Genomic DNA, 20,119 nt, shown 5'->3' with positions numbered 1-20,119 from the left:
GGAGACTCCGTCCCATCCCGAGAGGCCAAAGCACCCTGCCCCATTGAATCGAGGCGGTTTCCGCTCTTGTTGACCTGAATAGTTACGTTATAACATTGCACGTCAATTTCACGGACCGTGCCATGCGTCGCCATCTCCTTGCTCCCGCCCTTCTGTTCGCCGTCCACAGCGCCCAGGCCGCGGACGAACCCACCCTCCCCACCCTCCAGGTCCAGGCCAGCCAGCCCTCCCGTATCGACAGCCGGGTCACCGTCGACAACCCACAGGCGCAGAACCGCACCCTGGGCGGCCTGCTCGAACACGTCTCCGGCGTGCAGAACAGTGCTTTCGGGCCGAACGCGGGTGCCCCGGTCATCCGCAGCCTCAGCGGCAACCGCGTGCAGATCCTGCAGGACGGCCAGTCCATCCTCGGGATGAACGCGATCAGCGGCGACATCAACATCCCGTTCGATCCGCTGTTCGTACGCAGTGTCACCGTCAACAAGTCTTCCGACACCGTGCGCTACGGCGGCAATGCGATCGGCGGCAGCGTGGAGATCGATTCGGGCCTGATCTCGCGCCGCATGGAAGACAAGGACCAGTCGATGGAGCTGGTCCTGCGCAAGGGCTTCAACGCCGCCGATGCGCAGGGCTTCCGCATGAACTTCAACAACCAGCGCAACATCTCAACCAACCTGCAGGTCTCGCGCCAGCACATCTCGCACTACGATATTCCCGGCAACAGCAAGGCCGGCGTCTGCAACAGCGGGCTGTTCCCGGCCTCCGGTGGTGTCAACTCGGCCCTCGCCGACAGCTGCCAGAAAGAAGCGCGCGTCCAGCAGATCTACAACAAGGCGTCGCAGCCCTACATCGACCAGTTCATGACCGAAAACCCGGACTGGGCCGACGGCGATTTCTCCTTCTACACCAACAATCCGACTTCGGTCTGGCAGCGCCGCACCTACATCAATCCGGTCAACCCGGCCTACGTACCCGGCACGCCTTCGTACGTGCAGAAGCAGATCAACAACGACGTGACGCCCGATTACCATCGCCGGTTGGGCAACAGCTACGCGAGAAATTCGCAGGTGGCGCTCGGGTCGACCCTGTTTTTCGACCGTGGTTACGTGGGTATCAGCATCGATGCCAAGGACAGCGAGTACGGCGTGCCGGGGTTCTCGATGCAGAACCTGTCGTTCGGTTCAAACTATGCCAACGGGCTGCCGGTGGGGGTGGTGATCAAGCAGGAACGCTATGCACTGGAAGCCCTGCTGCGCGATCCGCTGCCGTGGTTCGAGCGCGCCGAACTGCGCGTTTCCAAGCTGGACAACACCTCGGGCGAGCGGCTGGGTGCCACCCGCGCCAACGACTACGATTTCGAGAGCACCCAGGCCGATCTGCTGCTCAGCCATCAGCGCGTCGGTCCGCTCAGCGGCATGCTGGGTTTCAGCCACCAGTCGCGTGATGTCACCGGCAGTGGCTCGCTGCGCTACCTGCCTGACGTCGACACCCGCAGCAACGCGGTGTTCCTGAAGGAGACGCTGGACTTCGGCTGGGCCAGTTTCGACGCTGGCATGCGCCACGAGCGGGTTGACCATGACCTGCAACCAAGCCGCTTCAAGACCGCGCGCAATGCCGCCAACGCGAAACTGCAGGACCGCGACTACCGGCTCAACAGCTACAGCCTGGGATCGTATGTCGAGCTCGGTCCGTTGTTCGCCGCCAAGGTGCGCTACTCGTCCTCGCAGCGCGCACCGGAGATCAACGAGTTGTATGCGAGCAATGCCCACTATTCGGTGATGACCCAGGAAGAAGGCAACCAGAACCTCGAGCCGGAACGCGCGAAGAACCTGGAACTGACCGGCCTGTTCCACCTTGGTGGTTTCGAACTGTCGGCCACCGCGTACCGGATGAAGTACGAGAACTATCTGTACCTGGGTTACTCGGGCATGCAGACCGCCAACCGCCTGCCGCTGAAGTACTGGAAGCAGACCGACACCACGGTGAAGGGCTTCGAGATCGATGCCTCGCAGGCATTGGACCTGGGCCGCTACGGCACGTTGAACCTGTCCGCCTTCGCCGACCTGGTGAAGAACAAGGCCGACCGCCCCGATTCGTTGCGTGCCCACAATGACGGCGAGTACCTGCCGAACATGCCGACCAACCGCTACGGTGCCACCCTGCAGTGGCAGCGCGAGGGCTGGAAGGCGCAGCTGTCCAGCACCTACTACGACACGCAGAAGTACCTCGGCCGCAACGTGAGCGAGGAAGTGCCGCTGGATGCATTCAACCTGGTCGACCTGCAGGTCAGCCGTGAGCTGCCGGTACGCAACAGCTACATCGCCGGCATGGAGGTGTTCGTCAACGGCAGCAACCTGCTCAATCAAGAAGCACGGCCGCACAACTCGCCGCTGAAGTACATCGCGCCGCTGCCCGGGCGCGGTTTCCAGGTGGGCGTGACGGTGAAGCTCTGAGGATCGAACGCGTCGGTACGCGCCTGCGGGCAAATGGCCTGCAGGCGTTCTCCCCCACCCCCCCTGCGTGGTTGCGCCACACGCGCCGGTTGATTCACCATCGGCAAAAGAGGAGAGCGTGATGAACTGGAAGCATGCGGTTTCACTGGCGCTGTTGTTGTCCGTTTCATCAGCCGCAAGTGCTGCGTCTGCGATCACCTACGACAAGGATGGCCGCTACGGCTATTCGATGAACCAGTCTTCCCTCACCACTGCGATGCAGCAGTCGCTGCACTACTGCGCAGCGCGATCGCGCAATTGCGGTCAGTCCGCCAGCACCACCAGCGAAGGCTATTCGGCCATAGCGACCGGCACGATCGCGTTGGGCTTTGCACTGGGTGAGAAGACGGCGGACGCCGCGCAGCGGAAGGCCGAAAGAATGTGCAGGGAACGTGCCAACGACTGCACGCTTGCGTTGCTGTGGCGGGAAATTCCACCTCGCCACATTGAACCGCCACAGCTGCCGGGTACACCCGCTCCGGCACCGGCGACGACACCCGCGCCCATGCCAACGCCTGCCTCCCGCACCAATCAGCCAGGATAGTCAGCTCCACGCTGCGAGTGTCGGATAAAGAAAAACGCCTGCAGATCGAGGATCTGCAGGCGCTTCTTTGTATCTGGCGGAGTGAGAGGGATTCGAACCCTCGATAGAGCTTTTGACCCTATACTCCCTTAGCAGGGGAGCCCCTTCGGCCACTCGGGCATCACTCCGGGGTTTTCTCCGCGTCTGGTGCGTTGCACCTCAGCGGGGCGTGAATCATAACGTTAATCGAGTGCGAAGGTAAAGCGTTATTCGGCAGAATTTTCGCTACCGGTGCCACCGGCTTCGTCACCGCGCTGGATGCGCTGATAGATCTCTTCGCGATGCACAGCAACGTCCTTCGGCGCGGTGATGCCGATACGCACCTGGTTACCCTTGACGCCAAGCACGGTGACGCTCACCGAGTCTCCGATCATCAGGGTTTCGCCGACGCGGCGAGTCAGGATCAACATTTTTGTAAGTCTCCATGGAACCGTGTGGAAGGGTATCCCCCACCGGCTTGACGCTCCGTCAAGAAGCGCTACCACGACAAAGGGAAAAGATTCGCAATGGTACCGTCAGCCGTCCCGCTCCTACAAGGAGGGGGACGGCCAGGTTCATCACAGGCGGGGGCTGACCCATTCGACGACTGCAGCCAGCGCAGTGGCAAGGGCGGGCCCGTCCTCGCCACCACCCTGGGCGAGGTCCGGGCGTCCGCCGCCCTTGCCCCCGATCTGACTGGCGATATGGGACAACAGTTCCCCGGCCTTGACCTTGCCCATTGCACTGCCGTTCACACCCGCGACCAGGGCGGCCTTGCCGTCCTGGGCGCCGGCCAGCACGATCACCGCGTCGCCCAGCTGCTGCTTGAGGCGGTCCATGGCGTCACGCAGGGCCTTGGCGTCGAAGCCCTCCAGGCGGGCAGCCAGTACCTTCACGCCAGCAACCTCGACGGCCTGGCCGGACAGATCGGCCGTGGCACCGGCGGCGACCTTGGCCTTCACGGCCTCCAGTTCGCGCTCCAGCTGCTTCTGGCGCTGGCCGAGGGCACGGATCTTCTCGACCACGTCGGCAGCGCTGCCACCGAGCAGTTCAGCGGCCTCGGCCAGGCGGGCCTCTTCGGCGTCCACGTAATCCAGCGCACCCTGGCCGGTAACAGCCTCGATGCGGCGCACGCCCGCGGAGACGCCGCCCTCGGAGGTGATCTTGAACAGGCCGATGTCGCCGGTACGGTTGACGTGGGTACCACCGCACAGCTCGGTGGAGTAGTCACCCATCTTCAACACGCGCACGTGCTCGCCGTACTTCTCGCCGAACAGGGCCATCGCGCCGAAGTCCAGCGCTTCCTGCATGCCCATGTTGTGTACTTCGGCGGCGTTGTTGGCGCGCACCTGCTGGTTGACCTTGCGCTCGATCACGGCAAGCTCTTCCGCGCTGATCGGCTGGAAGTGCGAGAAGTCGAAACGCAGGCGGTCCGGAGCGACCAGCGAGCCCTTCTGCTGCACGTGGCTGCCCAGCACTTCGCGCAGGGCGGCGTGCAGCAGGTGGGTGGCCGAGTGGTTGAGGATGGTGGCGCCACGGCGCTCGCCATCGACCTGGCCGGAGAGCACGTCGCCGACCTTCAGGCCGCCTTCGGACAGGGTGCCGACATGGCCATGGAACTGGCCGGCGAACTTCTGGGTGTCGTCCACCGCCAGGCGCACGCCGTTGCCGGTCAGTACGCCGGTGTCACCGACCTGGCCGCCGGACTCGGCGTAGAACGGGGTCTGGTTGGTGATGACGATGACTGCGTCACCGGCATCGGCCGACTGCACCGGACGGCCGTCCTTGAGCAGGGCCAGCACGGTCAGGCCGTCAGCCTGCAGGCGGTCGTAGCCCAGGAACAGGGTCGGGCTCAGGGTCGCCACCAGCTCGGCGGGCAGGGTCACGCCACCACCGAACTTGCCTGCCGCGCGCGCGGTCTCGCGCTGCTGCTCCATCGCGGCATCGAAGCCGGCAATGTCGACGGTCAGGTCGCGCTCGCGGGCGATGTCCTGGGTCAGGTCGAGCGGGAAACCATAGGTGTCGTACAGGCGGAAGGCGTCAACGCCCGGGATCACGCCATTCCTGACCTTGCCCGCGACGTCCTCGAAGATCTTCATGCCGGCGTCGAGGGTTTCGGCGAAACGCTCTTCTTCGGCCTGCAGCGCACGGGTGACGGTGTCCACCGCAGCCGGCAGTTCCGGATAGGCTTCGCCCATCTGCTCGACCAGGGTCGGCACCAGCTTGCTGAAGAACGGCTGGCGCACGCCCAGCATCCAGCCGTGGCGCAGTGCGCGGCGGATGATACGGCGCAGCACGTAACCGCGGCCTTCGTTGGACGGCAGCACACCATCGACGATCAGGAACGAACAGGCACGGATGTGGTCGGCGATCACGCGCAGCGACTTGTTTTCCAGGTCGGCGGTGCCGGTCAGCTCGGAGGCCTTGCGGATCAGGGCCTGGAACAGGTCGATCTCATAGTTGGTGTGCACGTGCTGCAGGATCGCCGCCAGGCGCTCCAGGCCCATGCCGGTATCCACGCACGGCGCCGGCAGTGGCACCAGGGTGCCGTCGGGCTGGCGGTCGAACTGCATGAACACCAGGTTCCAGATTTCGATGAAGCGGTCGCCGTCTTCATCCGGGGAACCCGGGGGGCCACCGGCGATATGGTCACCGTGGTCGTAGAAGATTTCGGTGCACGGGCCGCACGGGCCGGTGTCGGCCATCTGCCAGAAGTTGTCCGAGGCGAACGGTGCGCCCTTGTTGTCGCCGATGCGCACGATGCGCTCTTCCGGCACGCCGACCATGTCGCGCCACAGCGCGTAGGCTTCGTCATCGGTCTGGTAGACGGTGACCAGCAGGCGTTCGGCCGGCAGCTTCCAGACCTGGGTCAGCAGTTCCCAGGCCCAGGCGATCGCGTCCTTCTTGAAGTAGTCGCCGAACGACCAGTTGCCCAGCATTTCGAAGAAAGTGTGGTGGCGCGCGGTGTAGCCGACCTGGTCGAGGTCGTTGTGCTTGCCGCCCGCGCGCAGGCAGCGCTGGACGTCGGCCGCGCGCACGTAGCTGCGCTTTTCCGCGCCAAGGAACACGTCCTTGAACTGCACCATGCCGGAGTTGGTGAACAGCAGGGTCGGATCATTGCCCGGCACCAGCGGCGCCGACGGCACGATGGTGTGGCCTTTGCCCTTGAAGAATTCAAGGAAGTCGCTGCGGATCTGGGAAGTCGTGAATTTGGCGGATGCGTTCATTGGGGGCTGGCAGTCTGCGGGCCGGCGGACCCGGACCACCGGCCGCGTTGGCCAGGGTCGCGAGGGACCGCCGAAAACCTAAAGGGTATCAGGCCCGGCGCCGCCAGTCTCAGTCATCCGGGTCGTAGCGGGTCGCGCGGCGGATGCTGTCGCCGTCGAAGCCCCGCCGGGCCAGCAGATCGGCAGCCTTGCGCCGCTGTGTCAGGTCCTGCGGGCCGGCCTCGCCAAAGCGTCGGCGGACCAGATCACGGGCGTTTTCCTGCCAGTCGCCTTCGTAGCTGTCCATCGCTGCGGCAATCGCGGCACTGTCCAGGCCGTGGGTCCCCAGCTCGGCGCGGACATGGATCGGCCCATAACCGGTGTTGGCGCGCATCCTCACCAGGTTCTCGGCAAAACGGGTGTCGTCCTGCCAGCCGGCCTCGGTCAACTTGGCGACAGCGGCCTGCGCGGCTTCGTCTTCGATGCCACGGGCGGTCAGCTTGCGGGTGAGTTCCTTGCGCGAGTGCTCGCGGCGGACCAGCAGGCCCAGTGCCCGTTGCACGGGGGTCTGCTCACGCGGCCGGCGCTTGCGGCCGGTCGGAATGTCTTCGGCGTCGGACATGGGTACTCCAAGGGTGGCGCCATCCGTGGCGCCCAGCCCATCCCTGGGCGATTCGAACCTGCGGGACAGGGCAACGTCACTGACGGCGCCACCCTGCCCCACAGCAAGCCTTATTCGTCTTCGCCTTCGTCGTCGCCTTCCTCGCGGGCCGCTTCGGCCGGCTGGAATTTCTCGCGCAGCTCGGCCTCGAGCTTGGCGGCGACAGTCGGGTTGTCGCGCAGGTAGCCGCGGGCGTTGTCCTTGCCCTGGCCAATGCGTTCTTCACCGTAGCTGTACCAGGCGCCAGCCTTCTCGACCAGCTTGGCATCCACACCCATGTCGATCAGCTCGCCTTCACGGCTGATGCCTTCGCCATACAGGATCTCGGTGATGACCTGCTTGAACGGAGGTGCCAGCTTGTTCTTGACGACCTTGATCTTGGTCTGGTTACCGATGATCTCGTCACCCTTCTTGATCGCGCCGATACGGCGGATGTCCAGGCGGACCGAGGCGTAGAACTTCAGCGCGTTGCCACCCGTGGTGGTTTCCGGGCTCTGGCCCGGCATCATCACGCCGATCTTCATGCGCAGCTGGTTGATGAAGATCACCAGGGTGTTGGAGCGCTTGATGTTGCCGGTCAGCTTGCGCAGCGCCTGGCTCATCAGGCGGGCCTGAAGGCCTGGCAGCTGGTCGCCCATCTCGCCTTCGATTTCGGCCTTCGGGGTCAGCGCGGCAACCGAGTCGATCACCAGGATGTCGACCGAACCCGAACGGACCAGCATGTCGGCGATTTCCAGCGCCTGCTCACCGGTATCCGGCTGCGACAGCAGCAGGTCGTCCACGTTCACGCCCAGCTTGGCGGCGTAGATCGGGTCCAGCGCGTGCTCGGCGTCGATGAAGGCCGCGGTACCGCCCATCTTCTGGCATTCGGCGATGGCCTGCAGGGTCAAGGTGGTCTTGCCGGAGGATTCCGGCCCGTAGATCTCAACGACACGGCCCTTCGGCAGACCACCAATGCCCAGCGCGATGTCGAGCATCAGCGAACCGGTCGGGATGGCTTCGACGGGTTCGACCACGCGGTCGCCCATGCGCATCACCGAGCCCTTGCCGAACTGCTTTTCGATCTGGCCCAGAGCTGCAGCGAGGGCGCGCTTCTTGTTCTCGTCCATCGGATTGGTCCTTGCAGAGGTCGTGTCGTTGGAGGTGCTGTCTTTGGGGGTCTTCTTTGCCATGGGTTCACTTTAAGTCGGACGTATCGCACAGGCTGAGATTCTGCCCGGCGGTCTGAAAAGAATTATCGGACATCCGTACCAACCTCAGTGGAACCAGAGAATCGCCACAAAAGACCGCGGGGTAATGCGCCATGGAACGGGTCAACGGTTGGGCCGCAGCAGGCCGCAATAGAGGCCCTCGATCGCGAAGTCCTGATCCGGCAGTACCTCGATCGGCTTGTAATCGGGATTGCGCGGCAGCAGGCGGATGCGATCCTTGGCGATCTTCAGCAGCTTGACCGTGATCTCGTCATCGATGCGGGCCACCACGATCTGCCCGGAATGGGCGTCGCGGGTGCGATGCACGCCGATCAGGTCACCGTCGAAGATGCCCTCGTCGATCATCGAATCGCCCTGCACCTTCAGCAGGTAGTCCGGCGCTGGCGAGAAGAACACCCGGTCCAGCACCACGAAATCGTCCGAGCCGATGTCGGCGCCGATCGGCAGGCCGGCCGCAACCCGGCCCAGCACCGGCAGGCGCAGCACACTGTCGGGCAGGCCCGGCTCAACCAGCTTCTCGACCGGCGGCGCCTGCACCAGGCGGATGCCGCGGGCCTGGCCCGGGATGCGACGGATCGCACCGGCCTGCTCCAGGGCTTCCAGGTGGTACTGGGCCGCGCGCACGCCCTTGAAGCCGAACGCACGTGCGATTTCAGTCTGCGAGGGCGGCGCGCCTTCGCTCTCGATACGCTCGGCGATCAACTGCAGGATCGCCTGCTGGGTGTCGGTCAGGTCCATGGTTAGTAGTATTACTACTAATATCCGGGACTGCAAGTGCCGCAAACGACATGGAGTGATGCGGGCCTGTTGGGCCGAGGCATGCTCGGCAAGCGTCGCCGGGTATGGCCCGGCACCAGGAGCAAAGGCAGCCGACCAGCGGTCGGCTCTACAGGAATCGCGCAGCGATTCCGCGGTTCCCGTTGGGAACCGCTGCGGTAAACACACTCACGTGTGTTTACCGCTTCTCCATATCGAGAACAGGATCCACACGCCGCAGAAGCCGGCGCCGATGAAGCCGCACACGCCCAACGCCAGCAGCCAGCGGCTGGAGACGCCGCCGACGCTGTGCATCACGATCGAGGAACCGATGATCAGCGCAGCAGTGACGATGCCCATCACCAACCGGTTCGCTGCGCGGTTCCCCTGTTCGCCGAAGCCCTGCAGCGCCGTGGTTTCCACCTTCAACTGCAGGCGTCCCCGGCGCGCCGCCTGCACCAGCTTGCGCAGGTCGCGGGGAAGCTCACCGGCGAAGTCGACCAGGCCCAGCAGGCTGCGGCGGCCGCGCTTGAGCAGCGCCTTGGGCGCATAGCGCTGCAGCACCACCCGCTCCAGGAACGGGCGCGCGGCACTGGCCATGTCGAAATCCGGGTCCAGCTGCCGGCCCATGCCTTCCAGGGTCAGGAACGCCTTGATCATCAGCGCCAGGTCAGCCGGCAGGGTCAGGCTGTAGCTGCGCAGCAGCTGGGTGATGTCGCCCAGCATCAGGCCGATGCGCAGGTCCTTCAGCGGCACGCCACGGTATTGATCTACGAACTGGCTGATGTCGTGCTGCAGCCGGTTCTCGTCCACCTCAACACCGCCGGCCCAGTCCAGCAGCACGTCGGCCACGCCCTGCGGGTCCTGCTCGACCAGCCCGTGCAGCAGCTGAGCCACCTGGAAACGCCGCACTTCCGACAAGGCGCCGACCATGCCGAAATCGATCACGCCGATGCGGCCGTCACGCAGGTAGATGATGTTGCCGGGGTGCGGGTCGGCGTGGAAGCTGCCGTCCTCCAGCACCATCTTCAGCACGATGCCGGCGCCACGCCATGCCAGCTCGCGCCGGTCCAGGCCCGCCGCATCGACGCCGGCCAGGTCTCGGCCAGGAATGCCGTCGACGAAGTCCTGCACGTTCAGGCTCTCGCAGGTCCACTGCCAGTGCACCTTCGGAATCAGTATGTCGTCACGGCCGCTGAAGTTGCGCGCGATGCGCTCGGCATTGCGGCATTCGGCAGCGAAATCCAGCTCGCGGCGCAGCGACACGGTGAACTGCTGCACGACCTCGGCCGGGCGGTAACGACGCAGGTCCGGCAGTCGCGCTTCAACGATCTCGGCCAGGCGGGCCAGCAGACGCAGGTCGGCCTCGACCACATCGCGGATGCCGGGGCGCCGCACCTTCAGCACCACCTCGCGACCATCATGCAGGCGCGCGCGATGGGCCTGCGCCAGCGAGGCGGCAGCCATCGGGGTTTCATCGAGGAACGCGAACACCTCTGCAGGCGGTGCGCCAAGGTCGGCCTCGAGCTGCTCACGGATGTCCGCATACGGCAGCGCAGGTACCGCGTTCTGCAGTTCGGACAGCTCAGCGATCCATTCCGGCGGCAGCAGGTCAACGCGCGTCGCCAGCACCTGCCCGAGCTTGACGAAAGTGGGACCGAGATCCTGCATCGCGCTGCGCACGCGCACCGGTGCGGTCATCCGCAGCAGTTCCTGCCGCTCCTCGTTCCAGTGCAGAAGGCGCCCTGCCCGCTCCAATGTGCTGGCCAGGCCGATGCGCCGCACCACGTCGCCGAAGCCATAGCGGATCAGGACGACGGCGATTTCCTGCAGTCGGCCCAGGTCACGGACCGTGCCCAGCGTTTCCCACATCATGCGTGCTCCGGACGATTACCGGAGCAGCATGTCACAGCTGGGCGTCGATACCGCGCAATGCCGCCGCCACGGTTTGCCGGCGGATGGCTTCGCGGTCGCCATCGAACTGGAACAGCTCGGCGCGGGCATAGCCGCCCCGGCGCTTCCAGCCAATCCAGACGCTGCCGACCGGTTTGTCCGGGCTGCCACCGCCGGGACCGGCGATGCCCGTCACTGCGACGGCGATGCCGGCACCCGAATTGACCAGCGCACCGGACACCATTTCCAGCACGGTTTCGCGGCTGACCGCGCCGAACTGCTCCAGGGTCTGCGCGCGCACGCCCAGCAGGCGCTGCTTGGCTTCGTAGCTGTAGACCACCATGCCGCAGTCGAAAAACGCCGAGGAACCGGCGATGTCGGTCATGCATTTGGCAATCCAGCCGCCACTGCAGCTTTCAGCGGTCACCAGCTGCAGCGAAGCCTGCTGCAGGCGCTGCCCGAGCGCGGCGGACTGGGCGTTGAGGTCGGCGTCGGTGGGAATGGACATCGGCATGACGGTGGGGTGAAGAACCTGCACGTTGTACCGCAGATGACAGGCGGATGTCGCGCCCCTCCAGCACGGTCGCTGCCGGCCAGCGACCGGCACTACCGGGGATTGGCCGCTACCTCACCACTCCGGCAGCTTCTCCGGCAGCAGCGCCCGGATCGGCGCGCCGTCGGCACTGGCAGCCAGCTTTTCGGCTTCGGCGATCGGCAGGTCGACCTGCAGCAGCCAGCCGTCTTCATCGGCCTGCTCGCTGCGGATCACTTCCAGCTGGTGCAGGCGCGCGCGCAGGCGGCCGGCATCCGGCGGCAGGCGCAGTTCGCCGGTGACATGCTGCAGGCCCAGGCGCTTGCCCAGTACCGCCTGCAACAGCTCCAGGCCCTGCCCGTCACGCGCGGAGATCCACACCCGCTCGCGACGCGACTCATCCGGGATACCGTCCTGGCCGTCGTGGCGGACGTCGGCACCGTCGATGCGGTCGATCTTGTTGAACACCAGCAGCTGCGGCAGGTCGCCGGCACCGACCGCGGTCAGCACCTCGTCGACCTGGGCGATGCGCTCTTCGCGGTGCGGATCGGCAGCGTCGACCACGTGCAGCAGGAAATCGGCCTCGCGCGCCTCGGACAGGGTCGAGCGGAACGCCGCAACCAGGTCATGTGGCAGGTCGCGTACGAAACCGACGGTGTCGGCCAGCACCACGTTGCCCCCCGGCACCGCAATGCGGCGCACGGTTGGGTCCAGCGTCGCGAACAGCTGGTCGGCGGCATAAGCCTCGGCGCCGGTCATGGCGTTGAACAGGGTCGACTTGCCTGCGTTGGTGTAGCCCACCAGGGCCACGCGCGGCAGCTCGCTGCGCACACGCGCACGGCGCATCTGGGTGCGCTGCACTTCGACCTTTTCCAGGCGTTTCTGCAGCTGCTCCACGCGCTTCTGCAACAGGCGGCGGTCGGTTTCCAGCTGGGTTTCACCCGGGCCGCGCAGGCCGATCGAACCGCCGCGCTGGCGCTCCAGGTGGGTCCAGCCGCGCACCAGCCGCGTGGCCAGGTGACGCAGCTGCGCCAGCTCGACCTGCAGCTTGCCCTCGTGGCTGTGCGCACGCTGGGCGAAAATATCCAGGATCAGGCCGGTACGGTCGATCACCCGGCGCTCCAGGAACCGTTCCAGGTTGCGCTCCTGGCCCGGGCTCAACGCATGGTTGACCAGGATCAGGTCGGCACCGCTGGCGTCGGCCGCAGCCTTGATCTCGTCCAGCTTGCCGCTGCCGATCAGGGTCGACGGATTCGGTCGGTCCAGGCGCGCAGTGATCGTCGCGGCGATGCTGGCCCCAGCCGAGCGGGCCAGATCACCGAATTCTTCCAGCACATCGTCTTCCAGCTTGCCGAAATGGGGCTGGATCAACAGGGCGTGTTCGCCCTTTTTCGAGCGGTCAAACATTCACCGCTCCGGTATTACTCGTCTGCTTCATCACCTGCCTGACCACCTTCACCCGACTGCACGTAACCACCGCCCGGACCGACCTTCACGTTGCGTGCCGGAACGACCGTGGAAATGGCGTGCTTGTAGACCATCTGACTGACCGTGTTGCGCAGCAGGACCACGAACTGGTCGAACGACTCGATCGTGCCCTGCAGCTTGATGCCGTTGACCAGGTACACCGAAACCGGCACGCGTTCGCGCCGCAGTGCGTTCAAGAAAGGATCCTGCAGCGATTGCCCCTTGGACATTGCACACTCCTGATTATTGTTCTTATTGGGTTGCCGACGGTTGCCACGGCCCCCGAGCCGCCCGCCGACCGATGATGTTACACGGCTGGCGGGGGTTCAGCGTGCGACGAAGGTCGACACCGCGCCGGCCAGGCGCTCCCCATCGACATGGGGGTCGAACCAGCGCGCATCAAGCTCGCCGCGCAGCCAGGTCAGCTGGCGCTTGGCCAGCTGCCGGGTGGCGAAGATTGCCTTGTCACGGAAACGGGCGGCATCACCCTCCCCGTCCAGGTATTCCCAGGCCTGGCGATAGCCAACCGCGCGCACCGCCGGCAGGTCCAGCGGCGCCGTCACGGCGGCCATTTCCGGCATTGCACGCAGTGCCCGCACCTCGTCCAGGAAGCCCTGCGCCAGCATGGCGTCGAAGCGCGCCTCGATGCGCTGGTGCAGTACCGCGCGGTCACGCGGGGCGAGGATCAGCTTGAGGGTGCGCACCGGCAATGGCGCGACGCCCGGCCGGCGCTGCCATTCACTGATCGGCGTGCCGGTGAGGCGATAGACCTCCAGCGCCCGCTGGATGCGTTGCGGGTCGGTGGCATGGATACGTGCGGCTGCGGCTGGATCGACCTTGGCCAGTTCTGCGTGCAGTGCCGCCCAGCCCCGCTCGGCCGCCTCGGTGCTGAGTGCTTCGCGCATCACCGGGTCGGCCTCCGGCATCGGCGACAGGCCCTGCAGCAGGGCCCGGAAGTACAGCCCCGTGCCACCTGCCAGGATCGGCGTTTTGCCGCGTGCCACGATGTCGGCCACGACGCGGCCGGCATCGGCGGCGAACTCGGCCGCCGAATAGGTCTGCCACGGATCGCGCAGGTCCAGCAGATGGTGCGGCGCCTGCGCCCGCTCGGCCGCATCCGGCTTGGCCGAACCGATATCCAGGTAGCGGTACACCAGCGCCGAATCGACGCTGACGATCTCGCCATCCAGCTGCTTCGCCAGGGCGATCGCGGTGGCGGTCTTGCCACTGGCGGTCGGCCCCATCACGGCGATCGCCAGTGGCCGCCGGTCGATGCCCATCAGTCTTCGTCCGGCCAGCGGATCGTCGGCGTGGCGTCGGCGCGCGGCGTTGGCACGGCCTCGACTGCCTGCCAGATCTTCAATGCATCAACGGTGGCGGCCACGTCATGCACGCGCACGATGCGTGCGCCACGCTGCACCGCGATCAGGTGCGCGGCCACCGAGGCGGCCACGCGCTCGGACGGCGTGTCGCGACCGGTCAGTTCGCCCAGGCTGCGCTTGCGCGACAGGCCAGCCAGCATCGGCACGCCCAGCTCCAGGAACCGCTCGGAGCGTGCCAGCAGGGTCATGTTGTGGGCGGTGGTTTTGCCGAAACCGAAACCGAGATCGATCAACAGGTTCTTCTTCGCAAAGCCCGCCATCTCGGCAGCGAACAGGCGCTGGACCAGGAAGCCGTGCACCTCGGCGACCACGTCGTCGTAATGTGGATCGGCCTGCATGTGGCCTGGCTCGCCCTGCATGTGCATCAGCACCACCGGCACGCCGGTTGCAGCGGCGGCGTCCAGCGCCCCTTCCTGACGCAGTCCGTAGATGTCATTGATCATGCCAGCGCCAGCCGCCACGGCCGCGCGCATCACTTCCGGCTTGAAGGTGTCGATGCTGATCGGCACCCGGGTGCGTGCGGCCAGCTGCTCGATCACCGGAATCACCCGGCGCAGTTCCTCCTCCACCGATACCGGCGCAGCGCCCGGCCGGGTCGATTCGCCGCCGATGTCCAGCAGGTCCGCGCCCTCCTCGACCAGCTTCAGGCCATGGGCGACCGCAGCCTCGGTGGTGTCGTGCGCGCCGCCATCGGAGAACGAGTCCGGGGTGACGTTGACGATGCCCATGACCCGGGCACGGTCGAGGCGCAGGATGCGGCCGGCGCAATCGAGCTGGGGCGAGGTATCGAACATGGGCAATCCTGCAGGGACAACGGCGGGTAGTTTAGTTCGGCAGGGCGGCGCCCTGCACCCGCAGAGGCCAGAGCAACAGCAACAGCGGGTTTCCTGTGGGATGGCGGGGTGGGTCCAGTTGCGGGGGACGCCGTAAATACGTCCATGTAGGCTCGGTCGCCGCATCCATGCGGCTCACGCCCCCGCAACCGGACCCACCCCGCCTTCGACAGATCTCCGCGATCTGCAGTAGATCCACGCCATGCGTGGATGAATCTCCATCGGAATCGAATATTTCAAATTGGAATCGAAATGCATCCACGCATGGCGTGGATCTACCGTGTCGACCAAGGTCGACACCTACCAACAGCAGCAGGAATCTGTCAGAGGTGGGGCGGTGTCGGAGGGCGGGGTGTCAGCCGCATGGATGCGGCTGCCAAGCTTACAGGGACGTACTTGCAGCGCCCCCGCACTCCGACACCGCCCCGCCATCCTACGGAAAGCCCGCTGTTGCTGTTGCTGTTGAGGTTGCCGGCCAGCGGCCGGCACTACCACGGGTGCAGGGCGCAGCCCTGCCGACACCCCCTCAACGGCGGCGGCGCTTGCGGTCCACGTACAGGGTCTTGGCGATGCTCAGCACGATGCCGACCCCGATACCCACCACGCAGCCCAGCAGCAGGTTGTCGGCCCCCAGGCCCACGCCCACGCCGACCACGGTGGCGATCACCATTTCGGCAGTGTGGGAAATCGGTTCGGGTTTCGGGGCGGACATGCGGGCTCCAGCGTCAGATCGGTTCTTCGGGATGGGCCAGTGGCCCGGAAACGACGAAGCCGGGTTGCCCCGGCCTCGTCTGGTGTCACCTGCAGCGGGCCGTCAGTGCGATTCGGCCGGGCCTGCGATCGGCGGCAGCGGACGGGCGTCGCCGCCCTTGTCGTTGCCGCCATCCTTGTTCGACTTGCTCCAGCCCGCCGGCGGCGGCGGATCGCGGCCTTCCATGATCGCGTCGATCTGCGGCGCGTCGATGGTCTCGTACTGCAGCAGCAGCTGCGACATCGCGTGCAGCTTGTCGATGTTCTCGGTCAGCAGCTGGGTCGTGCGGGCGTAGGCCTTGTCGAGGATGTTGCGCACTTCCTCGTCGATCCGGCGCGCCGTGTCGTTGGACACGCTCTTGTGCTGGGTGACCGAACGGCCCAGGAACACCTCGTCGTCCTCTTCGCCATAGGCGATCGGGCCGAGCTGCTCGGACAGGCCCCACTTGGTGACCATGTTGCGGGCCATCTTGGTGGCACGCTCGATGTCGTTGGAGGCGCCGGTGGTGACCTTGTCCTCGCCGAAGATCAGCTCTTCAGCGACGCGGCCGCCGTACAGCGAGCACAGCTGCGACTGGATCGCCACGCGGTTCATCGAGTACTTGTCGCCTTCCGGCAGGTACATGGTCACACCCAGCGCGCGGCCGCGCGGAATGATGGTGACCTTGTAGACCGGGTCGTGCTCGGGCACCAGGCGGCCGACGATGGCGTGGCCGGCCTCGTGGTACGCGGTCAGGGTCTTCTCGTCCTCGCTCATGGCCATCGAGCGGCGCTCGGCACCCATCAGGATCTTGTCGCGTGCACGGTCGAAGTGGTCCATGCGGACTTCCTTCTCGTTGCCGCGCGCGGCGAACAGGGCCGCCTCGTTGCAGAGGTTGGCCAGGTCCGCACCGGAGAAGCCCGGGGTACCACGCGCGATCACCATCGGCTCGACGTCGTCAGCCAGCGGCAGCTTGCGCATGTGGACCTTGAGGATGTGCTCGCGGCCCTTCACGTCCGGCAGGCCGACCACGACCTGGCGGTCGAAACGGCCCGGGCGCAGCAGCGCCGGGTCCAGCACGTCCGGACGGTTGGTCGCGGCGATCACGATCACGCCTTCGCCACCCTCGAAACCGTCCATCTCGACCAGCAGCTGGTTCAGGGTCTGCTCGCGCTCGTCGTGACCGCCGCCCAGGCCGGCGCCACGGTGGCGGCCGACGGCGTCGATTTCGTCGATGAAGATGATGCACGGCGCGTGCTTCTTGGCCTGCTCGAACATGTCACGCACGCGGCTGGCGCCGACGCCGACGAACATTTCCACGAAGTCCGAACCGGAGATCGAGAAGAACGGCACCTTGGCTTCGCCGGCGATGGCCTTGGCCAGAAGCGTCTTGCCGGTACCCGGCGGGCCCACCATCAGCACGCCGCGCGGAATCTTGCCGCCCAGCTTGGTGAACTTGGACGGGTCGCGCAGGAAGTCGACCAGTTCGCCCACTTCTTCCTTGGCCTCGTCGCAGCCGGCGACGTCGGCGAAGGTGACCTTGATCTGGTCTTCGCCCTGCAGCTTGGCGCGCGACTTGCCGAAGGACATCGCGCCCTTGGCACCGCCGCCACCGCCCTGCATCTGGCGCATGATGAACAACCAGAAGCCGATGATCAGGATGACCGGCAGGAAATTCATCAGGATCGCGCCGAGGGAAATGCCGCTGGACGGCTCCTCCTGCACGATCTCCACGTTCTTGGTACGCAGCACGTTGATCAGGTCACGATCGAACGGCGCGGTGATGGTGGACGACTGCCCACCGCGGGTGGTGTAGGTCAGCTGGCTGGTGCCGCCGCGCATGTCGCCGCCAAAGGCGACCTTCTGCACGTTGCCGCTGTCCACCTGGTCCAGGAACTGCGAGTACGACGCGCCCTGCGCGCCGGCCCCGGAGGACTTCGGCGAGAAGCTCTGGAAGACCACCATCAGCACGACGGCGACGACCACCCATAGCAGGAGGTTCTTGGTCAAGTCGTTCATCCTCATTGGCTCCGGTGTTCCTCTCAGTGCTGGCGTTGCGTTGGGGTCGAACTTGCGTACGTTGCGAGCTTACTTCATGTGGGCGCGTTTTCCCTGACCCAAGGCATACACCTCGGGAGAGCGCTTGCGCGACGCTTCCGGCTTGCGGATGGAGACCTTGTCGTACCGGCGGCGCATGTCGCGCACGTAGTCGTCAAAGCCTTCACCCTGGAACAGCTTGATCAGGAACGCCCCACCGGTCTTCAGGTGGTTGTCGGCAAAATCCAGGGCCAGCTCCGCCAGGTGCATCATCCGCGGCTGGTCGACCGCGCCTACACCACTCTTATTGGGGGCCATGTCCGACAGCACAAGGTCTACCGGCTGATCCCCGAGCATGGCTTCAAACTGCGATAGGACGGCTTCTTCCCTGAAGTCACCATGAAGGAACTCCACGCCGGCCAGCGGCGGCATGTCCAGGATGTCCAGCGCCAGCACGCGACCGGTGTCGCCGATCTGTCTCCGCACCTGCTGAGACCAGCCGCCCGGGGCGGCACCGAGGTCGACCACCACCATGTGCGGCTTCAGCAACCGGTCACGTTCCAGCAGCTCTTCGAGCTTGTAGGCGGCGCGCGAGCGCATGCCTTCGGCCTGGGCCTTCTTCACGAAGGGGTCGGAGAAGTGTTCCTTGAGCCAGCGCTGGCTGCTTTTGCTGCGGGTAGCCATTGAAAATAGGGGCTGATGGGGTCCTCATGATACCCTGATCGCCCCATTCAACCGTGTTTTCCTGCATGTCCATCGCCCTGACCGCCTCCCAGACCCGTTTCCTGCGCGGCCAAGCCCACGACCTGAAGGCCCTGCTGCAGACCGGCGGCAAGGGTGTGACCCCGGCCTTCATCGCTGAGCTGAACGAAGTGCTGGAGCGCCACGAGCTGGTCAAGGTGAAGGTCGCTGCCGAAGACCGCGACGCCCGTGACGTGATGATCGGCGAGATCGTCGAAGCCACCGAAAGCGCGCTGGTGCAGCGCATCGGTCACGTCGCCGTGCTGTACCGCCCGAGCAAGGAACAGCGCCAGATCGTGCTGCCGCGCGGCTGATCGCCCTACTGCCATGCAGCTGAACCACGAACCGCCGGATTACGCCTATAGCCTCCGTGCCGCCGATGGCCGCTCGGCCAAGGTGAATGACCAGGCGCTGGGCAGCAGTTTCTTCCTGACCCCGGACCAGCTGGTCACGCAATGGCCGGTGGTGAGCGCCACTGCGCTGCAGCTGGCTGACCTGGAGCCGATCCTGGCGCTGAATCCGGCGCTGATCGTGCTCGGCACGGGTGACCGTCAGGTCTTCCCGCCGGCGGTAGTGATGGCCGCCTGCCTGTCACGCGGCATCGGCCTGGAAGTGATGAACAATCCAGCCGCCGCGCGCACCTTCAATATCCTGGCCGGCGAAGGCCGCAAGGTCGCCGCCGCCTTCATTCTGGAAGGCTGAGGTCGAGTCGCCGGGTGGCTCCCGGCTAGCTGCCCGAAGGTGTGCAGCGGAATGCCGAGAACGCCTTGAGCCGGCCAATCAGGTTGCCGCCCTGCCCCCAGCGTATATCCATGACCTTCCAGTCCCGGCCCTGCCGCTGCAGCAGGACCTGGTCGGTCCAGCGATAGTCGCCCACGGCCATGTCGACATGGATCCAAGTGGCGTCACCGCTCGATCCGGGCATTCCCACGGATATCGTTTCCGGTCGATCCGGCGCCAGCAGATACGGGCTCTGGTCCAGCATGTGCGGCTTTTCATCAGGCGCCGCCAGTGCGGTGCAGGCCTGTTCATATGCACGCTGCCCAGCGATGGCTGAGCGGAGGGCCTCACCCAGCAGCGGGGAAACGGTCGTTTCGTTCGACGTCGGTGCCTGGATGGCGTCGTAGAGGCGGGTGACCACGTCACGTGGATCGCTGCTGGCGGCGGCCACCAATGGCGCGACGATGAGCAGCACGAAAAGGGCTGTTGGGCGAGACATGCGGCACCGGATTGGGGGGCCGTTGAAGCATGCCGCTTCCCTGGCTCGCCGGGAAGCTTGAGATGTGCCACTCAAGGTCGCAAATGGCCACCCACGGCAGCCAGCGTACAGCGAGTCGAGCATGGCTCGACGCTACAGGTCGGGAACGCCGAGCATTGCCCGGCGCCACCCGATCCCACGGCCTCAACGCGCCGACAGGTACTGCTGCGGGTCCACCGGCTTGCCGTTGTAGCGGGTGAGCCGGCGGTGTTTGCGGCCCATGGGCCGCACCGTTGGCGAACGCCCGGCGCGCTGCGCCGGGCCGGGGATCCGCCCAGATGGCGAATCGACGATCAGCGTGCCGGCAGGTATTGCTGCGGGTCCACCGGCTTGCCGTTGTAGCGGGTGAGCCGAGGGC

General features: G+C 65.8%; 20 protein-coding genes and 1 tRNA gene. 4 read left to right on the top strand and 17 right to left on the bottom strand.

Annotation, left to right across the window (positions count from 1 at the left end; translation table 11 throughout):
- Positions 1–122 precede the first annotated feature (122 nt).
- Both AC5P5X_RS09680 and AC5P5X_RS09675 read left to right on the top strand, forming a co-directional pair.
- Positions 123–2,453 carry a TonB-dependent receptor gene (locus tag AC5P5X_RS09680; RefSeq protein ID WP_495215971.1) on the top strand — a complete coding sequence of 777 codons (2,331 nt, stop codon included), beginning with the start codon at positions 123–125 and terminating at the stop codon, positions 2,451–2,453.
- Positions 2,454–2,574: 121 nt separating this feature from the next.
- Positions 2,575–3,036, top strand: coding sequence for a DUF4189 domain-containing protein (locus AC5P5X_RS09675; protein WP_088436846.1), 462 nt, complete (start codon positions 2,575–2,577; stop codon positions 3,034–3,036).
- Between the two features lie 74 nt (positions 3,037–3,110).
- Here the strand turns inward: AC5P5X_RS09675 and AC5P5X_RS09670 are convergent.
- The 15 genes from AC5P5X_RS09670 to rlmE all read right to left on the bottom strand — a co-directional run bounded on the left by AC5P5X_RS09670 (position 3,111) and on the right by rlmE (position 18,446).
- A tRNA-Ser gene (locus AC5P5X_RS09670) sits at positions 3,111–3,203 on the bottom strand.
- Positions 3,204–3,281: 78 nt separating this feature from the next.
- Entirely contained in the window at positions 3,282–3,485 is a 204-nt protein-coding gene (gene csrA, locus AC5P5X_RS09665; protein WP_004152909.1) for a carbon storage regulator CsrA, read from the bottom strand.
- A 147-nt stretch (positions 3,486–3,632) separates the two neighbouring features.
- On the bottom strand, positions 3,633–6,281 hold the full coding sequence (alaS, locus tag AC5P5X_RS09660; RefSeq protein WP_062607602.1) for an alanine--tRNA ligase: 2,649 nt from the start codon (positions 6,279–6,281) through the stop codon (positions 3,633–3,635).
- Between the two features lie 109 nt (positions 6,282–6,390).
- Positions 6,391–6,882 carry a recombination regulator RecX gene (gene recX / locus AC5P5X_RS09655; RefSeq protein WP_005409024.1) on the bottom strand — a complete coding sequence of 164 codons (492 nt, stop codon included), beginning with the start codon at positions 6,880–6,882 and terminating at the stop codon, positions 6,391–6,393.
- Between the two features lie 110 nt (positions 6,883–6,992).
- Complete coding sequence (gene recA / locus AC5P5X_RS09650) at positions 6,993–8,030, bottom strand: recombinase RecA (RefSeq protein WP_005412937.1); 1,038 nt, start codon at positions 8,028–8,030, stop codon at positions 6,993–6,995.
- Between the two features lie 204 nt (positions 8,031–8,234).
- Complete coding sequence (lexA, locus tag AC5P5X_RS09645) at positions 8,235–8,870, bottom strand: transcriptional repressor LexA (protein ID WP_062607600.1); 636 nt, start codon at positions 8,868–8,870, stop codon at positions 8,235–8,237.
- A 207-nt stretch (positions 8,871–9,077) separates the two neighbouring features.
- On the bottom strand, positions 9,078–10,760 hold the full coding sequence (ubiB, locus tag AC5P5X_RS09640; RefSeq protein WP_111189655.1) for a 2-polyprenylphenol 6-hydroxylase: 1,683 nt from the start codon (positions 10,758–10,760) through the stop codon (positions 9,078–9,080).
- Positions 10,761–10,794: 34 nt separating this feature from the next.
- Entirely contained in the window at positions 10,795–11,289 is a 495-nt protein-coding gene (locus AC5P5X_RS09635; RefSeq protein ID WP_005409020.1) for a CinA family protein, read from the bottom strand.
- A 120-nt stretch (positions 11,290–11,409) separates the two neighbouring features.
- Entirely contained in the window at positions 11,410–12,720 is a 1,311-nt protein-coding gene (hflX, locus tag AC5P5X_RS09630) for a ribosome rescue GTPase HflX (RefSeq protein WP_005412934.1), read from the bottom strand.
- Positions 12,721–12,734: 14 nt separating this feature from the next.
- Positions 12,735–13,010, bottom strand: a complete 276-nt coding sequence (gene hfq, locus AC5P5X_RS09625) for an RNA chaperone Hfq (RefSeq protein WP_004152891.1) — start codon at positions 13,008–13,010, stop codon at positions 12,735–12,737.
- Between the two features lie 96 nt (positions 13,011–13,106).
- Entirely contained in the window at positions 13,107–14,060 is a 954-nt protein-coding gene (miaA, locus tag AC5P5X_RS09620) for a tRNA (adenosine(37)-N6)-dimethylallyltransferase MiaA (RefSeq protein WP_111189654.1), read from the bottom strand.
- Entirely contained in the window at positions 14,060–14,956 is an 897-nt protein-coding gene (folP, locus tag AC5P5X_RS09615; protein ID WP_012479732.1) for a dihydropteroate synthase, read from the bottom strand. Before folP ends, miaA begins: the two co-directional genes overlap by 1 nt.
- A 565-nt stretch (positions 14,957–15,521) precedes the next feature.
- Positions 15,522–15,707, bottom strand: a complete 186-nt coding sequence (locus tag AC5P5X_RS09610) for a hypothetical protein (RefSeq protein WP_005409016.1) — start codon at positions 15,705–15,707, stop codon at positions 15,522–15,524.
- Between the two features lie 102 nt (positions 15,708–15,809).
- Positions 15,810–17,744 carry an ATP-dependent zinc metalloprotease FtsH gene (gene ftsH / locus AC5P5X_RS09605; RefSeq protein WP_005409015.1) on the bottom strand — a complete coding sequence of 645 codons (1,935 nt, stop codon included), beginning with the start codon at positions 17,742–17,744 and terminating at the stop codon, positions 15,810–15,812.
- Positions 17,745–17,813: 69 nt separating this feature from the next.
- Complete coding sequence (rlmE, locus tag AC5P5X_RS09600) at positions 17,814–18,446, bottom strand: 23S rRNA (uridine(2552)-2'-O)-methyltransferase RlmE (RefSeq protein ID WP_005409014.1); 633 nt, start codon at positions 18,444–18,446, stop codon at positions 17,814–17,816.
- Between the two features lie 65 nt (positions 18,447–18,511).
- Between rlmE and yhbY the strand changes: the two genes are divergently transcribed.
- Entirely contained in the window at positions 18,512–18,817 is a 306-nt protein-coding gene (gene yhbY, locus AC5P5X_RS09595; RefSeq protein WP_004152868.1) for a ribosome assembly RNA-binding protein YhbY, read from the top strand.
- 13 nt (positions 18,818–18,830) lie between these two features.
- Positions 18,831–19,205: an Mth938-like domain-containing protein gene (locus AC5P5X_RS09590; RefSeq protein WP_005412930.1), complete on the top strand. Its 375-nt coding sequence runs from the start codon at positions 18,831–18,833 to the stop codon at positions 19,203–19,205.
- Between the two features lie 25 nt (positions 19,206–19,230).
- Here the strand turns inward: AC5P5X_RS09590 and AC5P5X_RS09585 are convergent, their stop codons facing one another.
- Positions 19,231–19,722: a YqhG/Tai3 family protein gene (locus tag AC5P5X_RS09585; RefSeq protein ID WP_329762643.1), complete on the bottom strand. Its 492-nt coding sequence runs from the start codon at positions 19,720–19,722 to the stop codon at positions 19,231–19,233.
- Between the two features lie 183 nt (positions 19,723–19,905).
- Positions 19,906–20,119 (bottom strand): hypothetical protein (locus AC5P5X_RS09580; RefSeq protein ID WP_495205407.1); only part of this gene is annotated, 214 nt, incomplete at its 5' end.

It is taken from the genome of Stenotrophomonas sp. YJH_SMC_91, assembly GCF_059368495.1.
The sequence above is the reverse complement of the archived record's forward strand: the minus strand, read 5'-3'. Positions and strand labels throughout refer to the sequence as shown.

What these genes read in the sequence shown, in the direction of transcription:
- AC5P5X_RS09585 (WP_329762643.1), bottom strand. Translation starts at nt 19,722, where the DNA reads ATGTCTCGCCCAACAGCCCTTTTCGTGCTGCTCATCGTCGCGCCATTG.
- miaA (WP_111189654.1), bottom strand. Translation starts at nt 14,060, where the DNA reads ATGGGCATCGACCGGCGGCCACTGGCGATCGCCGTGATGGGGCCGACC.
- AC5P5X_RS09675 (WP_088436846.1), top strand. Translation starts at nt 2,575, where the DNA reads ATGAACTGGAAGCATGCGGTTTCACTGGCGCTGTTGTTGTCCGTTTCA.
- csrA (WP_004152909.1), bottom strand. Translation starts at nt 3,485, where the DNA reads ATGTTGATCCTGACTCGCCGCGTCGGCGAAACCCTGATGATCGGAGAC.
- AC5P5X_RS09610 (WP_005409016.1), bottom strand. Translation starts at nt 15,707, where the DNA reads ATGTCCGCCCCGAAACCCGAACCGATTTCCCACACTGCCGAAATGGTG.
- hfq (WP_004152891.1), bottom strand. Translation starts at nt 13,010, where the DNA reads ATGTCCAAGGGGCAATCGCTGCAGGATCCTTTCTTGAACGCACTGCGG.
- yhbY (WP_004152868.1), top strand. Translation starts at nt 18,512, where the DNA reads ATGTCCATCGCCCTGACCGCCTCCCAGACCCGTTTCCTGCGCGGCCAA.
- hflX (WP_005412934.1), bottom strand. Translation starts at nt 12,720, where the DNA reads ATGTTTGACCGCTCGAAAAAGGGCGAACACGCCCTGTTGATCCAGCCC.
- AC5P5X_RS09590 (WP_005412930.1), top strand. Translation starts at nt 18,831, where the DNA reads ATGCAGCTGAACCACGAACCGCCGGATTACGCCTATAGCCTCCGTGCC.
- rlmE (WP_005409014.1), bottom strand. Translation starts at nt 18,446, where the DNA reads ATGGCTACCCGCAGCAAAAGCAGCCAGCGCTGGCTCAAGGAACACTTC.
- ubiB (WP_111189655.1), bottom strand. Translation starts at nt 10,760, where the DNA reads ATGTGGGAAACGCTGGGCACGGTCCGTGACCTGGGCCGACTGCAGGAA.
- recA (WP_005412937.1), bottom strand. Translation starts at nt 8,030, where the DNA reads ATGGACGAGAACAAGAAGCGCGCCCTCGCTGCAGCTCTGGGCCAGATC.
- folP (WP_012479732.1), bottom strand. Translation starts at nt 14,956, where the DNA reads ATGTTCGATACCTCGCCCCAGCTCGATTGCGCCGGCCGCATCCTGCGC.
- AC5P5X_RS09680 (WP_495215971.1), top strand. Translation starts at nt 123, where the DNA reads ATGCGTCGCCATCTCCTTGCTCCCGCCCTTCTGTTCGCCGTCCACAGC.
- AC5P5X_RS09635 (WP_005409020.1), bottom strand. Translation starts at nt 11,289, where the DNA reads ATGTCCATTCCCACCGACGCCGACCTCAACGCCCAGTCCGCCGCGCTC.
- ftsH (WP_005409015.1), bottom strand. Translation starts at nt 17,744, where the DNA reads ATGAACGACTTGACCAAGAACCTCCTGCTATGGGTGGTCGTCGCCGTC.
- recX (WP_005409024.1), bottom strand. Translation starts at nt 6,882, where the DNA reads ATGTCCGACGCCGAAGACATTCCGACCGGCCGCAAGCGCCGGCCGCGT.
- lexA (WP_062607600.1), bottom strand. Translation starts at nt 8,870, where the DNA reads ATGGACCTGACCGACACCCAGCAGGCGATCCTGCAGTTGATCGCCGAG.
- alaS (WP_062607602.1), bottom strand. Translation starts at nt 6,281, where the DNA reads ATGAACGCATCCGCCAAATTCACGACTTCCCAGATCCGCAGCGACTTC.